Below are 15506 nucleotides of genomic sequence, written 5' to 3'. Positions count from 1 at the left end.
GCCCATGCGCCCGGGCCTTACCCGGCCGCGCGCCGGTCCTGCGGGGCCGCCTGGGGTGCGCTGCTATCCTCCGCACCGCCGCGGTCCTTGCCGCGGCTGGCCACGCAGACCTGGTTGCGCCCCTTGGCCTTGGCCGCATACAGCGCCTCATCCGCGACCCGCAGCAGATCCTGCGGCAGCAGCCCATGCGCCGGGTAATGCGCCACCCCGGCCGAGATGGTGATGCCCGGCAGGTTCTTTTCGCCGTAACGCACGGTCACTTCCTCAATCGACTGGCGCAGCAGTTCAGCCCGGGTCAGCGCATCCTCCGGCGTGATGCCCGGCAGGATCAGGGTGAACTCCTCGCCGCCGGGCCGGCAGGCAACCTCGTCGCCGTCGCAGGCCTGCTCCAGCGCGGTGCTGACCGCGCGCAGCACCATGTCGCCGGCGTCATGGCCGTGATTGTCGTTGAATTTCTTGAAGTGGTCGACGTCGATGGCAACCACGCTCAGCCGGTTGCAGTTCAGCTCGCTGTTGTTGAGGAACTTGCGCAGGCTGTCGTTCATGTGGCGGCGGTTGAACAGCCCGGTCAGCGGGTCGCGCACCGACTGCTCATGCAGCTGGTCGCGCATCCGCACATTGGCAATCGCCATGCTGATCTGCTCGGCGCACATCTGCGCCAGCGGCTTGCAGGTGGCAAAATCCCCGGCCCGCGCCGGCCGTGCCCGCAGATGCATCAGCCCGACCGTTTCGCCATGGGCCAGGATCGGGAAGCAGAAATAGGACCGCCCGTCATGCGGGGCAGCGTGGTTGCAGGTGAACTCCACCTCCGAGGCGCCGTATTCATAGGTGCGGCCGCGGCGCAGCCCCCAGCACTCGTCCGGCTGGATATGGTCCTTCATCTCGCCGCCGTTCCAGCTGACGCAGCCGTCCAGCACATCGCGGGAGTTGGAGAACACATAGATGCTGCCTTCCGCATCCGGCAGCAGGTGGCTCATGAATTCCGACACCATCTTGAACAGCTCGTCCAGCGTGCGGCAGGACTGCAGCCATTCGTTCAACTCGCCCAAAAGCTTGACCTCGCGCGCCAGCTGCATCTGGCTGGCCATGACCTCCTGGTCCTTGGCCGCCCGCGCCTTCAGCTGGTTCATCCGCATGCGGTTGGTCCGCAGCACCACCAGCACCGCAATCGCCATCGCCAGCATCGCGACCGACGTCAGAACCACCAGCGATATGCGGGCCCTGTCGACGAAGGTTTCCCGCAAATCGGTGATGTCCGTGTAAAAATCGATGGCCCCGTCGAAATGCCCGTTGTGCATCAGCGGCATATAGACCCGCGCCACCTCCCGGGTCAGGGTGCTGTCAAACCCGCTGCTTTGCAGGGGAAACCCGTCGACGTCATAGGCGGGGAGCGTTTCATGCATGTAATAAACATGCCCGCGCGCCACCTGGGTCGAGAAGAATTCATTGCTGTCGAACTCGCCGATCTCGTCATAGCGCGTGGACCAGAACACCTCTCCCGCGCTGGTCAGAAGACGGAACCGGAACACGTCCGATTCCTCGGGCACCAGGGCAAGCTCGCGGGCATCCTCAGGCTCAATGGCGCCGGTTTCGAACGATTCTTCGCCATGTTTCATATGCAGCATCACCCGCCGCTGCCAATGCTCCGCCTGTTTGCGGATATCCGCCTCCAGCATCCGGTCGACGATCGGCTCCGGCACGGCAAAAACCGCCCAGCCAGAGGCGGCCGCGGCAATGATCAGCACGAAGATCAATGTCATGCTGCGGATCTTGTCTGCGATGGTGGACCTGAGGCCTGGGGTCATGCGGGGTGCCTGCTCAATTGAGTTTCGCTGCGATGATGCAGCCTTCTGATTGTGCCAGAGAGAAATTTCGGTACCGTTAACCTGACGCAATAGACCGGAAAGATTGATTAAAATGCTGCCGGCCTGCCCTGCCGCGCCATCCCTGGGGCGAGGCCGGAAATTGCCGGAACAGACTGTGAACGTCCTCTTTCCGCCGGGCTTGAATCAGGTTAGGATCGCCGTCATGAGCAGTTTCGACGAAATGGACGCCTTTGAGGGCGCATCGCTGTCGTCCCGCGCCATGGCAGCGCGGCCGATGCCCTATCTGGACACGCTGAACCCGGCGCAGCGCGAGGCGGTGGAATGCCTCGATGGCCCGGTTCTGATGCTGGCAGGCGCCGGCACCGGCAAAACCAAGGCGCTGACCACCCGCATCGTGCATCTCCTCAGCACCGGCCGCGCCCGCCCGAATGAGATCCTGTCGGTGACCTTCACCAACAAGGCGGCCCGGGAGATGAAAGAGCGGGTTGGCGGCATGCTTGGCCAGGCGGTCGAGGGGATGCCCTGGCTCGGCACCTTCCACTCGATCTGCGTGAAGCTCTTGCGCCGCCACGCCGAACTGGCGGGGCTGAAGTCGAACTTCACGATTCTGGACACCGACGACCAGATCCGCCTGCTGAAACAGCTGATCCAGGCTGCGGGTGTCGACGACAAACGCTGGCCAGCGCGGATGCTGGCGAACATTATTGACGACTGGAAAAACCGCGCCCTGACGCCCGAGAAGGTGCCCGCAGGCGATGCCAGCGCCTATAACAGCCGCGGCACCGAGTTCTACGCTTTGTATCAGACCCGCCTGCGCGAGCTGAACGCGGTGGATTTCGGCGACCTGCTCCTGCACATGGTGACGATTTTCCAGAACCATCCGGACGTGCTGGAGCAATACCAGCGCTGGTTCCGCTACATCATGGTGGACGAATACCAGGATACCAACGTTGCCCAGTATCTCTGGCTGCGGCTCCTGGCAGGCGCGCATAAGAATGTCTGCTGCGTCGGCGACGACGATCAGTCGATCTATGGCTGGCGCGGCGCCGAGGTCGGCAACATCCTGCGGTTCGAAAAGGATTTCCCTGGCGCCATGGTGGTGCGGCTGGAGCAGAACTACCGCTCCACCGGCCATATCCTGGCGGCAGCTTCCAACGTCATCCGCGGCAATGCCGGCCGCCTGGGCAAGGAGCTGTGGACCGATGCCGGCGATGGCGAGAAGGTCCGCCTGATCGGCCATTGGGACGGCGAGGAAGAGGCCCGCTGGATCGGCGAGGAAATCGAGGCGATGCAGCGCGGCACCCGCGGCCAGGCACCTATCGGCCTCAACAGCATGGCGATCCTGGTCCGTGCCTCGCACCAGATGCGCGCGTTTGAGGACCGCTTCCTGACCATCGGCCTGCCATACCGGGTGATCGGCGGTCCGCGCTTCTATGAGCGGATGGAGATCCGCGATGCCATGGCCTATTTCCGGGTTGTGGTCTCCCCCGACGACGACCTGGCATTTGAACGCATCGTCAACACCCCCAAGCGCGGCCTTGGCGACAAGGCGCAGCAGACCATCCAGGGCATTGCCCGCGAGCACGGTGTCTCCCTGGTCGAAGGCGCCCGGCTGGCGGTCGAGTTGGGCCAGATCAAGGGTAAGGGCGGCGGCGCCCTGCGTCAGCTGGTTGAGGGCATTGCCCGCTGGGGCCACATGGCCGGCGACGCGGACATGACCCATATGGAACTGGCCGAGATCATCCTGGATGAGAGCGGCTACACCACCATGTGGCAGAACGACAAAAATCCGGATTCGCCCGGCCGCCTGGAAAACCTCAAAGAGCTGGTGAAGGCGCTGGAGTTCTTCGAGAACCTGCAAGGCTTCCTCGAGCACGTCAGCCTGGTGATGGACAATGACAAGCAGGACGCAGACGAGAAGGTCTCGATCATGACCCTGCACGCCGCCAAGGGCCTGGAGTTCCCCGCGGTGTTCCTGCCGGGCTGGGAGGACGGTCTGTTCCCCTCGCAGCGCTCGATGGATGAAAGCGGCCAGAAAGGTCTCGAGGAGGAGCGCCGCCTTGCCTATGTCGGCATCACAAGGGCAGAGGAGATCTGCACCATCTCCTTTGCCGGCAACCGCCGGGTGTTCGGCCAATGGCAGTCGCAGCTGCCCTCCCGCTTCATTGACGAGCTGCCAGAGGAGCACGTCGAGGTGCTGACCCCGCCGGGCCTCTACGGCGGCGGCTACGGTGCTGCGGCGCCCGGGGCAGGGCAGGTGAAATCCACCATCGACGAGCGCGTGGCGCAGGCCGATGGCTACAATTCCCCCGGCTGGAAAAGGATGCAGGCGCGCGCCGGGCAATACGGGCTTTCCCAGCCCAAGGAGAGCAAGCATTCGGTGATCGACCTCACCGCCACCTCCAGCTTCACCCTGGGTGAGCGGGTGTTCCACCAGAAGTTCGGCTATGGCGCCATCATTGGCATTGAGGGCGACAAGCTGGAGGTGGATTTCGAGAAGGCCGGGGCCAAGAAAGTGGTGGCCAAATTCGTGACTGCCACCGACGACGTGCCGTTCTGAAGTCTTGTATCACGCCGGTTTGACCGGCGGATCGGATCGCTGCGCGATCCGATCCGGGCGCGGGCGCCGCGGGCAGCTCTGCTGCCCGCGGCGCCCGCGCCACCCCCTCCTTCAGAAGTTTGCGTGAAGAAGCGGGGCGAAGGCTGCGCCGTCAACGCAGTGCAATCATCGCAATGCCCGCAGCTATCAGCACCGCCCAGCCCAGGCGGCTGAGACCGCGCGGCTCCTTCAGCACCAGCGCCGCCAGGATTACCGAGACCGGGATCGACACCTGCCGCACCGCACTGACCGCGGCAGCCTCCGCCCCCAGTTGGAACACCCGCAGGATCAAGAGGTAGGAAAGATAGGAGCTCAGGCCTGCGAACAGGATGCGCCAGGGGTTCTCTGCCCAGCCGCGCACCACGCCCAGCAATGGCGCCGATCGCCCCCGGTCCTCCCAGGCGCGCAAGGCGCCCATTGCCAGCGTCACCAGGATGTAGGTCCAGAACAGAAACGGCGCGCTGGCGGCGCCCTGCATCGCTGCCGCATCGGAGATCGAATAGGCGGCGGATCCAAGCATCGCCGTCACAGCCATCGCAAAGGCGCGCGGATCATCCAGCAGCCGCCCCTTGCCCTTCTGGATCATCAGCCCGGCCCAGATGATCAGCCCCATCCCCAGCAAGGCCGCACCGCTATAGCTGCGGTCCAGCATCAGCCAGCTGAACGCGGCGATCGCCAAGGGTGAGGAACGCACGATCGGGTAATAGGCTGAGACATTCCCGCGCCGCAGCGCCGACAGCGTGCCGTAATAGTAAACCGTCAGACCCAGCGCCGAGGTCAGAACCATCGGCCACACGTCAGAGGGCAGGGCAGGGCTGTGCCCTGCCAGCGCCATATGAATGCTGGCAAACACCACCCATGACAGGCACACGCCGGTGTAGCTGGACACCGGATGCGCCACGCCTTTCAGCGTCAGATCCCGAAGCGGGTGGGTGACTGCCGACAGCAGTACTAGCAGAATCCAGAGCAGTTCCACTTAGGAGGCAGCCCCCTGGCCTGGCCGGTCCAAATAAGCGTCGAAATGCACCGTCACCTGATCATCGCTCACCTGCACCACGCCATAGGCCATCGGTTCGACGCTGTAGTCGCCTCCGGCCCGTTCCGGCACCAGCGGGATCTGGTGGTTGGTGCTGGGCAGCGAGGTAAAGCTGTAGCCGCGCCAGTTCACATAGGTCATCCGGTGGATGTGGCCGTAGAAGATGTGGCGGATATTCCGCCCCTTCTTGAGTGCCGCGTGAAACGCTTCCGGATCCCGCAGTTTGATCTCGTCCACATAAGGCAGGCCGATGTCAAACGGCGGATGGTGCAGGAACAGGAACACCGGCGCATCGCCCGCCGCTTCCAGCTCCTCTTCCAGCCAGGCCAGCCGCTCTGCGCACAACTCGCCGTCATGCACGCCTGGGCCCCCGGTCAGCGTGTCGAGGAACAGGAACCGCGCACCGCCCGCCGTATGGCTGTGCTGCACAAACCCGCCGCCGTCGCGGGGATGGTCCGCAAAGACGCTCAGGAAATTCTCCCGTACATCATGATTGCCCAGCATCAGAAAGACCGGCAGAGGAAACGCCGCCAGCTGCTCCTGCAGCCAGCCATAGGCTGCGGGGGCACCCTCATCCGCCAGATCGCCGGAGATCACGCAGAACGCGGCGTCCCGGTGCCACTCGGCAATATCCGCCAGCACCCGCATCAGATTAGCGGCCGGATCGCTGCCGTGCAGCGCCGCGCCGGGGCGGGTTAGATGAATATCGGTGAGGTGGATGAACTTCATGGCGCTATCCTGCAAAGCCTGCTGTCCGTCCGGACATAAAACCAGCCTGACATGCCATCCGATAACAGGAAACCGGCACCGGCGTTGCAAGAGCGCGACAATTTTTGACCATGCAAACAAAAACGGCGGCGCCCAGGGAGGAGGAGGGGCGCCGCCGTTCTGTCAAACACCGGAATTCAGGGAGGAGGAGATCCCGGTGATTTAAGCCCGGCTTTGAGGCCGGTATAGGGTGCGGCGGCATCAGGGAGGAGGAGGATGCCGCCGCGTAAGACAGGCTCTTCAAGGGAGGAGGAGAAAGAGCCTGATCTCTATCAGTTGTTTTCGTAAGCCGCCTGATAGGCGACGCGCTTGATTTCCGAGCGGTTCAGGCCCAGGTCCGCCAGCTCGCGGCCCGACAGCGCCGACAGCTCGTTGACGGTCTGGCGGTACAGGCGGTAGCGGACAAACTTGACCAGCAGCGCATCCAGGAAGCCCACCGGGGATGCCACGTTCACCGCGGAGATCTGATGTGCTGCTGCCATGGGTCCGTTCCTTCGTCTTACCGTCTCGTCCTGCGCCTCATCAGCGCTTGCTTGAGGGGTAATTTAGGGATCCCGCGGCTGGGTGCAATCCCGTGCTTCGTCATTGCTGCTATGCAGCATTTGCATGGGTGCGGATCTTGTATCTTAATGATAAGTGACAATATTTTCCGCACCTCCTTAATCACTTGTATAATTTTGCGGCACCGGCACGCGCGCAGCGGATGGCGGCGCGGGCTTCTGTTGACGGCAGCACAGGCCCCTGTTCCGGCCGGGTGCCTGCGGCAATCCTGCATGGCGGGTTCCAAGGCGGGAAAGTGCTGCATATATATGTGCCGGAACACAGGCAGGAGAGCAGCCATGGCAGCCACAAAGGAACAGATTCACGCGGCATTGGAGCGCCTCGCCCTGCCGGACGGCGGCACTTTGGTATCGCGCGATATGCTGCGCGCCCTGCGCATCGAGGGCAGCAAGGTGAGCTTTGTGATCGAGGCGCCCAGCCCCGAGATCGCCAAGCTGATGGAACCCCTGCGCAAGGCCGCCGAGGCGGCGGTTCTGTCCTTGGAAGGCGTCGAAACCGTCTCCGCCGCGCTGACCGCCCATGCGCCGCAGCAGCCTGCGCCCAGCCTCAAGGTCGGCGGCCATCCGAAACCGCAGGCGGAGCCGCTGAAACCGGCAGGCGTCAAGCGTATCCTGGCGATTGCCTCCGGCAAGGGCGGGGTGGGGAAATCCACCGTGTCTTCGAACCTCGCGGTGGCGCTGGCGAAACAGGGCCGCAAGGTCGGCCTCTTGGACGCCGACATCTATGGCCCCTCCCAGCCCCGCATGATGGGCGCCAGGGGCCGCCCCGCCAGCCCTGACGGCAAGATCATCGAGCCGCTGCACGCCCATGGCGTCACCCTGATGTCGATCGGCTTCATGGTGGATGATGCCAAGGCGGTGGTCTGGCGCGGCCCGATGCTGATGGGGGCGCTGCAGCAGATGCTGGGGCAGGTGAACTGGGGCGAGCTGGACGTGCTGCTCGTCGATCTGCCGCCCGGCACCGGCGACGTGCAGCTGACCCTTTGCACCAAGGCAGAGCTCTCTGGCGCCATTGTTGTCTCCACCCCGCAGGATGTGGCGCTCTTGGATGCGCGCAAGGCGATGGACATGTTCAACACCCTGAAGACCCCGGTGCTGGGGCTGATCGAGAATATGTCCTTCTTCACTTGCCCGGATTGCGGCGGCGAGCATCACATCTTCGGCCATGGCGGTGTCGCGGCTGAGGCCGAGACCCTGGGCCTGCCGCTCCTGGGCGCTTTGCCGATCGACTTGGAAACCCGTCTGGCCGGCGACAGCGGCACCCCCATTGCGGCGGGCGAGGGGCCCATGGCCCAGGCCTATGCCCGCATCGCCGAGGGGTTGGTCAAGGGCGGCATGGCCTGAGGCCTCCGGACGGCCTCAAAAGCAGCCCTGTATAATATGTGTGCAGGCCCGCCGCTTTGGCGGGTCTTTTCCGTTCCGCGGCCCTGCGGATGGGCGCCGATGGGAAAGCGGCCGGATTTGGGACCGGATGGGACCTGCGGCCAGGCGCGGGATCTCATGGGACGTCCGGGAATTCACGGGACAGCCGGGAATTCATGGGCGCCATGGGAAATTATGGCCCAAACCCCGCAGCTCACCCCTTGAAGTTGCGAATCACCGGGTGTTGAAACGGTGTTAGCGGGCATTTCCGGTGCTGGCGTGGGGAGTGTTGCGGGAACGTAGGGGGAACTTTTGCCGGGTTAGGGAGTTTTTCGGCGGAATCACGGGAAACTATGGGAAAAAATTTGCAGGTGCAACTCGCATCTACATCTAGTGTCTGACCTGAAACTGATCACAACTGGTCCGGATTCTTGCCCTGATTTTGCCCCGAATCTCCCTCGAATCCTCGGAATCCCTGTCAAGGATTCGGCGGCTTCCCGCAAAAAACAGTTGCAGGACCATCAATTCCCATAGTATCCCTAATTCATCGAATGAGACGAGGGACGGGGCGCCAAACGACCCCAAGCCAAACTAAAAGAGCAGGTTTCATACAGGCCTTCGCTTTCATCGACCAAAGAGATCCGGCGCGCGGGCGAGCAGACATCCCCCCAGGTGGCGCGCGCAGTCGGACATCCCGCAAAGCGGGCCAAGGCGGCGGGTTGATCAGTGGCAGCAGATCAACCCGCCCCTTTTCATTCTGGGGGACGGATTAACGCGAGGGACACGCGAAAAGGACGGTAACTTGGGCCGCAGGTTCAGAGGCGAAAGCCACCATAAGGTGGACACAAAGGGGCGGGTCTCGATTCCGGCCTCCTTTCGCCGTGTGCTCGAGGCCGCCGATCCCAACTGGCAGCCCGGCCAGAACCCGGAACTGGTGATCGTCTACGGCGACAAGCGCCGCAACTTCCTGGAATGCTATACTATCGAGGCGATCGAGGAGGTCGACGCCAAGATCGACCAGCTCCCGCGCGGCTCGATGCAGCGCAAGATGCTGCAGCGGATGTTCCACGGCCAGTCCTTTCCGACCAATGTCGACGAGACCGGCCGCCTGGTTCTGCCCGCCAAGCTGCGCCAGAAAATCGACCTCGATGCCGAGGCCTTCTTCATCGCCGCGGGCGACACCTTCCAGATCTGGAAGCCCGAGACCTACGAGGAAGAAGAGCTGGCCAAGGCCGAAGAGTGGATGGAAGACCTGCCCGAGGACTTCGATCCGATGGAATTCCTAGACGGCGCTGGGGGCGCTTAAACAATGACCCAGGACCACCAAGCTGCCAATGGTCCCCACATCCCGGTTCTTCTCCGCCCGCTGCTTGCCGCCGTGGCGCCCGTTTCGGGCCGCTGGCTGGATGGCACCTTTGGCGCGGGCGGCTACACCCGCGGCCTGCTGGAGGCCGGCGCCGATCAAGTCACCGGCGTTGACCGCGACCCGCTGGCTTTCGAGCTCGCCAAACCCTGGGCAGGGGACTACGGCGAACGCCTGATCCTGCAGCCCGGTGTGTTCTCCCGCATGGATGAATATGCGCAAGGCTTGGACGGCGTGGTGCTGGACCTTGGCGTCTCCTCAATGCAGCTGGACCTGGCCGAGCGCGGCTTTTCCTTCATGAAAGACGGCCCGCTGGACATGCGCATGTCGCAGTCCGGTCCGTCTGCTGCCGATCTGATCGCCGAGCTGACCGAGGCGCAGATTGCCGACATCCTGTTCCACTACGGCGAGGAACGCGCGAGCCGCCGCATCGCCAAGGCGATTGTCAAGGAACGCACGATCGAGCCGATCACCACCACCCTGCGTCTCGCAGGCATCATCGAGAGCTGCCTGCCGCGCCCCAAGCCCGGCCAGTCGCATCCGGCGACCCGCAGCTTCCAGGGCCTGCGTATCGCGGTGAACGCGGAATATGACGAGCTGTTCGAGGGCCTTCTGGCTGCTGAGCGCGCGCTGAAACCCGGCGGGCTGCTGGCGGTGGTTACTTTCCACTCGGTCGAGGACCGCATGGTCAAACGCTTCTTCCAGCACCGCGCAGGCAAGACCGGCCGCGCCAACCGCTGGGCGCCCGAACAGGAGGAAACCCCCTCGCAGTTCGAACTGGTCACCCGCAAGGCCGTTGGCCCGGATGATCAGGAACTGGCCGAAAACCCGCGCGCCCGTTCCGCGCGCCTGAGGGTCGGGCGCCGCACTGACGCCGCGCCGGGGCCGATCTCGGCCAAGGAACTGGGAATGCCGCAGCTGAAAGAGGCGCGCAAATGAAGACTTTGCTGTATATCGCAACCTGTCTTGCCGTCTTTGGCCTGGCTTTCTGGGCCTACCGCGAAAACTACGCCACCCAGCAGGTGCTGAAGGAAACCCGCCAGCTGCAGCGCCAAATCGGCGCCGCGCAGGTCCGCCTGGGCGTGCTGCGCGCCGAATGGGCTTATCTCAACCGCCCGCAGCGCCTGCGCGAGCTGGCAGAGATCAACTTCGAAAGCCTCGGCCTGCTGCCGCTGCGCCCCGACCAGTTCGGCCGCGTGGATGAGGTCTCCTACCCGGCGCCGCCGGAACTGGAGATCACCAACGGCGTTGAGGTCTCCGGCCTGAACGCGGAGGACTACCCATGATCCGCACCCCCCTCCGCCCGCTGGCCCGCATCCTGCACGCGCGTGCGAGCGGTGAAAATCCGGATGCGATCGAACGGGAAAACATCTCCCTGCGCCATCAGGAAATGCAGGTTCAGGCCCGCCAGCGCTCCGAAGGGCGGCTGCTGGTGCTTGGCCTGTTCTTTGTCTTTGCCTTCGGAACCATTGCCGCGCGCATGGGAACAACAGCGGTGTCAGAGCCGGCCGAACCGGTGGCCAGCGTCCCTGGCAGCGCCATCGCCGCGCAGCGCGCCGACATCGTCGACCGCAACGGCAGCCTGCTGGCAACGAATTTCGAGACCCATTCGCTTTATGCCCAGCCGCCGCAGATGATCGATCCGGTGGGGGCTGCCGAAAAGCTGGTGCAGATATTCCCGGACCTCGACCTGGAACAGCTGACCAAGGATTTCACCGGCAAGCGCAAGTTCCTGTGGGTGAAGAAGAAAATCAGCCCTGAGCAGCTCCAGGCGGTGCATGACATCGGTGATCCCGGCCTCTTGTTCGGCCCCCGCGAAATGCGGCTCTATCCCAATGGCAGCCTCGCCGCCCATGTGCTGGGCGGCGCCGGTTTCGGCAAGGAAGGCGTGAACGCCGCCGAGGTGATCGGCGTCGCCGGTGTCGAGCGCCAGTTCGATGGCTACCTGCGCGACCCGGCCAATGCGGGCAAGCCGCTGCAATTGTCGCTCGACCTCACTGTGCAGGCCGCAGCCGAGCAGGTGCTTTACGGCGGCATGAAGCTGATGAACGCCAAGGGCGCCACCTCGATCCTGATGGACGCCCACACGGGCGAGGTGATCTCGGTGGTCTCCTTCCCGGATTTCGACCCGAACGACCGGCCGCGCCCGCCCACCTCCGGCTTTGACCCGTCGGCCAGCCCGCTGTTCAACCGCGCGGTGCAGGGGGTGTATGAGCTTGGCTCCACCTTCAAGATCTTCACTGCCGCCCAGGCGATGGATCTCGGCCTGGTCAACGCCGATACCGTGATCGACACCCGGGGCCCGCTGCGCTGGGGCCGCTTTGCGATCCGCGATTTCCGCAACTACGGAAACGAAATGTCGGTAACTAAAATTATCGTCAAATCTTCCAACATCGGCACTGCGCGGCTGGCACAGCAGATCGGGGTGGAGCGGCAGAAAAGCTTCCTCGAAACGATGGGGATGCTGGAGCCGACACCGTTTGAAATCTCTGAGGCCGCAGGCGGCAAGCCGCTCTTGCCCGCTAACTGGTCAGAGCTGTCTGCAATGACCATCTCTTACGGCCACGGCATTTCCACCACGCCGATGCATCTGGCGGCGGGCTATGCCGCGGTGGCCAACGGCGGCCGCTACGTGGCGCCGACGATTCTGAAGCAGAACGGCCCGCAGCTGGGCCAGCGGGTGATGAGCGAGGCCTCCGCCGCCGCCGCGCGCAAGATGTTGCGCAAGGTGGTCAGCGAGGGCACCGCGTCCTTTGCCGAGGTCGAGGGCTATCAGGTGGGCGGCAAGACCGGCACCGCCGACAAGCCCAAGCCCCGCGGCGGCTATTACGATGACAAGGTGATCGCCACTTTTGCCTCTATTTTCCCGGCACATGACCCGAAATACGTGCTGATCGTGACGCTGGACGAACCCTCCATCATCGCCCATGGCGAAGAGCGCCGCACCGCCGGCTGGACCGCCACCCCGGTGGCGGCGGAAATGATCGGCCGCGTCGCGCCGCTGTTGGGCCTGCGTCCGCAAGTTGAACCCCCAGAGGTGACTGGTATAACCCTCACTTCGAACTGAACCAGGGAACTGAACCAGGCAGAGGGCCGCCATGAGCAGCAGACCAGACCAGCCCCAGAACCAATTGAGACTGAGTCAACTGGGGCTGACCGCCCGCGGCGGCGCCGATCCGCAGATCAGCGGCTTGGCGGTGGACAGCCGCGAGGTGCGCGAGGGGTATCTGTTTGCAGCCCTTCCCGGCAGCCAGGTGCATGGCGCCAAGTTCATCCCCGGCGCTTTGGAGAAAGGCGCCACCGCGGTGCTGACCGATGCTGCGGGGGCCGAGATTGCCGCGACAGTATTGGGCGAAAGCCACGCAGCACTTGTGGTGGTTGAGGACCCGCGCCAGACGCTGGCCTATGCCGCCGCCCTGTGGTTCGGCGCCCAGCCGCAGACCGTGGTGGCGGTGACCGGCACCAACGGCAAGACCTCGGTCGCGACTTTCGTGCGCCAGATCTGGGCTGAACTGGGCCATCAGGCCGTCAACATGGGCACCACCGGCATCGAAGGCGCCTGGGCCTATCCGCTGGCCCATACCACGCCCGAACCCATCACCCTGCATCGTGCATTGGCCGAGGCCAGTGCCGCAGGCGTCACCCATGCGGCGATGGAGGCCTCTTCCCACGGCCTTGACCAGCGCCGTCTGGACGGGGTGCAGCTGGCCGCCGCCGGCTTTACCAATTTCACCCAGGACCATCTGGACTATCACGAGACGTTTGAGGCCTATTTCGCCGCCAAGGCGGGCCTGTTCCGCCGGGTGCTGCCGGAGGAGGGCGTCGCGGTCATCAACATGAACGATCCCCGCGGTGCCGAAATGCGCGCCGTCGCCGCCGCCCGCGGGCAGGAGGTGATCAGCGTTGGCCGCGGCCTTGGCGATCTGAGCCTTCTGGGCTTGCGCTATGACGGCACCGGGCAGGACCTGCGCTTCTCCTGGCATGACAAGCCGTATCAGGTGCGGCTGAACCTCATTGGCGGTTTCCAGGCGGAAAACGTGCTCTTGGCTTGCGGGCTGGTGATTGCCGGCGGCGAAGACCCGGAGCGGGTGTTTGAAACCCTGCCGCATCTCACCACCGTGCGCGGGCGGATGCAGCTGGCGGCGGAGCGGGACAACGGCTCGGCGGTCTTTGTCGACTACGCCCATACGCCCGATGCGGTAGCCAGCGCCATCAAGGCGCTGCGCCCGCATGTGCTGGGCCGCCTTGTTGCGATCGTCGGCGCCGGCGGCGACCGCGACACAACCAAGCGGCCCTTGATGGGGCAGGCGGCGCATGAAAATGCCGATGTGGTGATTGTCACCGACGACAACCCGCGCAGCGAAGACCCGGCCATCATCCGCGCCGCGGTCAAAGGCGGCGCGCCGGACTGTATCGAGATCGGCGACCGCGCCGAGGCGATCCTGCGCGGCGCTGACATGCTGGGCGCAGGCGATGCGCTGATTGTCTGCGGCAAGGGCCATGAGACCGGCCAATCCGTGGGCGATACGGTGCTGCCCTTTGATGATGTGGAACAGGCCAGCATTGCCGTGGCCGCGCTGGACGGGAGGCTCGCATGACGCTTTGGACCGCATCCGAGGCCGCCGCCGCCACCGGCGGCAAGGCGCAGGGCGACTGGGCTGTCACCGGCATGTCCATCGACACCCGCACCCTTGAGCCCGGCGACATGTTTGTCGCGCTGAAGGCTGCCCGCGACGGCCATGACTTTGTGGCGCAGGCCTTGGAGAAGGGCGCGGGCGCCGCGCTGGTTTCCCGGATTCCTGAGGGCGTCTCGGACGATGCGCCCTTGCTGATTGTTGACGACGTGCAAGTGGGGCTGGAGGCCCTGGGCCGGGCGTCACGTGCCCGCACCGATGCCAAGGTTGTTGCGGTGACCGGCTCGGTCGGCAAGACCTCGACCAAGGAAATGCTGGCGCGGATGCTGTCGGATCAGGGCCGCACCCATGCCGCGGTGGCCAGCTACAACAACCACTGGGGCGTGCCGCTGACATTGGCGCGAATGCCGCGCGATACGGAATTTGCGGTGATCGAGATCGGCATGAACCACCCGGGCGAGATCGCGCCGCTGGCCAAACAGGCGCGCCCGCATGTGGCGATGGTGACCACGGTAGCGGCGGTGCATCTGGAAGCCTTTGACAACGTCGAAGGCATCGCGGCTGAGAAGGCCGCGATCATGGAAGGGCTGGAGCCCGGCGGCGTGGCGGTGCTGAACGCCGACATTGCCGAGGCGCATGTGCTGCGCGGCGTGGCTACGGATCTGGGGGTAACGGCCCGCTGGTTCGGCGAGAGCGCTGGGGATTTCACACTGCACTCAGCTGGGATCGAAGGCGAGGAAACCGTTGCACGCGCCACCGCAAGCGGCCGGGAGGTTGAGCTGCATATTCAATCCCTTGGCGCCCATTTTGCGATGAATGCCCTGGGCGCGCTGGCCTGTATCGAGGCGCTTGGTGCAGACGTCGCGAAAGCAGTGGAAAGCCTGGCGCTGTGGTCGCCGGTCAAGGGCCGCGGCGTGCGCGAGACGGTCCGGCTGGCGGGCGGGGACATCACCCTGCTGGACGACAGCTATAACGCCAACCCGACCTCGATGGCTGCGGCGCTGGAGGTTCTTGCCGCAACGCCAGGCGAAGGCCGCAGGATCGCCTTTCTGGGCGACATGGGTGAGCTGGGGTCGGAGGAGCTGCAATTGCACGCGGGGCTGGCGGATCTGGACGCGGTTGCCGGCGTGGACAGGATCCACTGTGTCGGGCCGCTGATGCAGGCGCTGCATGGCGCGCTGCCCGCAGAAAAGCGCGGCGGCTGGCATGAGACGGCGGCGGCGGCCTTGCCGGATCTGGCGCAGCAAATCCAAGGCGGCGACATCGTGCTGGCCAAAGGCTCCAACAGCATGGGTCTGGCCAAGATTGTTGACGGCATCCGCGAAATGGGCCACTCCGGCCCCAAATCTTGAATAACC

At 64.6% G+C, this 15506-nt stretch carries 12 protein-coding genes; 8 read left to right on the top strand and 4 right to left on the bottom strand.

Going from position 1 to position 15506, the window contains the following annotated elements; translation table 11 throughout:
• Positions 1-17 precede the first annotated feature (17 nt).
• On the bottom strand, positions 18-1805 hold the full coding sequence (locus ACXAEH_RS08515) for a sensor domain-containing diguanylate cyclase (protein ID WP_475032031.1): 1788 nt from the start codon (positions 1803-1805) through the stop codon (positions 18-20).
• A gap of 223 nt (positions 1806-2028) precedes the next feature.
• Here ACXAEH_RS08515 and ACXAEH_RS08510 point away from each other — a divergent pair, with 223 nt between their 5' ends.
• Positions 2029-4386: an ATP-dependent helicase gene (locus ACXAEH_RS08510; RefSeq protein ID WP_475032030.1), complete on the top strand. Its 2358-nt coding sequence runs from the start codon at positions 2029-2031 to the stop codon at positions 4384-4386.
• A gap of 151 nt (positions 4387-4537) precedes the next feature.
• Here ACXAEH_RS08510 and ACXAEH_RS08505 read toward each other — a convergent pair whose 3' ends face one another.
• The 3 genes from ACXAEH_RS08505 to ACXAEH_RS08495 form a co-directional block, all read right to left on the bottom strand.
• Positions 4538-5401: an EamA family transporter gene (locus ACXAEH_RS08505; RefSeq protein WP_475032029.1), complete on the bottom strand. Its 864-nt coding sequence runs from the start codon at positions 5399-5401 to the stop codon at positions 4538-4540.
• On the bottom strand, positions 5402-6190 hold the full coding sequence (locus ACXAEH_RS08500; RefSeq protein ID WP_475032028.1) for a phosphodiesterase: 789 nt from the start codon (positions 6188-6190) through the stop codon (positions 5402-5404).
• Positions 6191-6501: 311 nt separating this feature from the next.
• Positions 6502-6711 (bottom strand): DUF1127 domain-containing protein, encoded by a 210-nt coding sequence (locus ACXAEH_RS08495; RefSeq protein ID WP_475032027.1) that lies wholly within the window; start codon positions 6709-6711, stop codon positions 6502-6504.
• A 357-nt stretch (positions 6712-7068) separates the two neighbouring features.
• On the opposite strand from ACXAEH_RS08495, the gene ACXAEH_RS08490 reads away from it, so the two are divergent.
• The 7 genes from ACXAEH_RS08490 (at position 7069) to ACXAEH_RS08460 (ending at position 15500) form a co-directional block, all read left to right on the top strand.
• Entirely contained in the window at positions 7069-8133 is a 1065-nt protein-coding gene (locus ACXAEH_RS08490) for an Mrp/NBP35 family ATP-binding protein (protein ID WP_475032026.1), read from the top strand.
• An 856-nt stretch (positions 8134-8989) separates the two neighbouring features.
• Positions 8990-9457: a division/cell wall cluster transcriptional repressor MraZ gene (gene mraZ, locus ACXAEH_RS08485; protein ID WP_039167216.1), complete on the top strand. Its 468-nt coding sequence runs from the start codon at positions 8990-8992 to the stop codon at positions 9455-9457.
• Positions 9458-9460: 3 nt separating this feature from the next.
• On the top strand, positions 9461-10453 hold the full coding sequence (rsmH, locus tag ACXAEH_RS08480) for a 16S rRNA (cytosine(1402)-N(4))-methyltransferase RsmH (RefSeq protein ID WP_475032025.1): 993 nt from the start codon (positions 9461-9463) through the stop codon (positions 10451-10453).
• Positions 10450-10800, top strand: a complete 351-nt coding sequence (gene ftsL, locus ACXAEH_RS08475; RefSeq protein WP_475032024.1) for a cell division protein FtsL — start codon at positions 10450-10452, stop codon at positions 10798-10800. Before rsmH ends, ftsL begins: the two co-directional genes overlap by 4 nt.
• Complete coding sequence (locus ACXAEH_RS08470) at positions 10797-12581, top strand: peptidoglycan D,D-transpeptidase FtsI family protein (protein WP_475032023.1); 1785 nt, start codon at positions 10797-10799, stop codon at positions 12579-12581. Before ftsL ends, ACXAEH_RS08470 begins: the two co-directional genes overlap by 4 nt.
• A 31-nt stretch (positions 12582-12612) precedes the next feature.
• A complete protein-coding gene (locus tag ACXAEH_RS08465; RefSeq protein WP_475032022.1) occupies positions 12613-14112 on the top strand; it encodes a UDP-N-acetylmuramoyl-L-alanyl-D-glutamate--2,6-diaminopimelate ligase in 1500 nt (499 codons plus the stop codon).
• Positions 14109-15500 carry a UDP-N-acetylmuramoyl-tripeptide--D-alanyl-D-alanine ligase gene (locus tag ACXAEH_RS08460; protein WP_475032020.1) on the top strand — a complete coding sequence of 464 codons (1392 nt, stop codon included), beginning with the start codon at positions 14109-14111 and terminating at the stop codon, positions 15498-15500. The genes ACXAEH_RS08465 and ACXAEH_RS08460 overlap by 4 nt, the downstream gene beginning before the upstream one ends.
• Positions 15501-15506 lie beyond the last annotated feature (6 nt).

The organism is Leisingera sp. ABM4_060 (genome assembly GCF_056158765.1).
The sequence above is the reverse complement of the archived record's forward strand: the minus strand, read 5'-3'. Positions and strand labels throughout refer to the sequence as shown.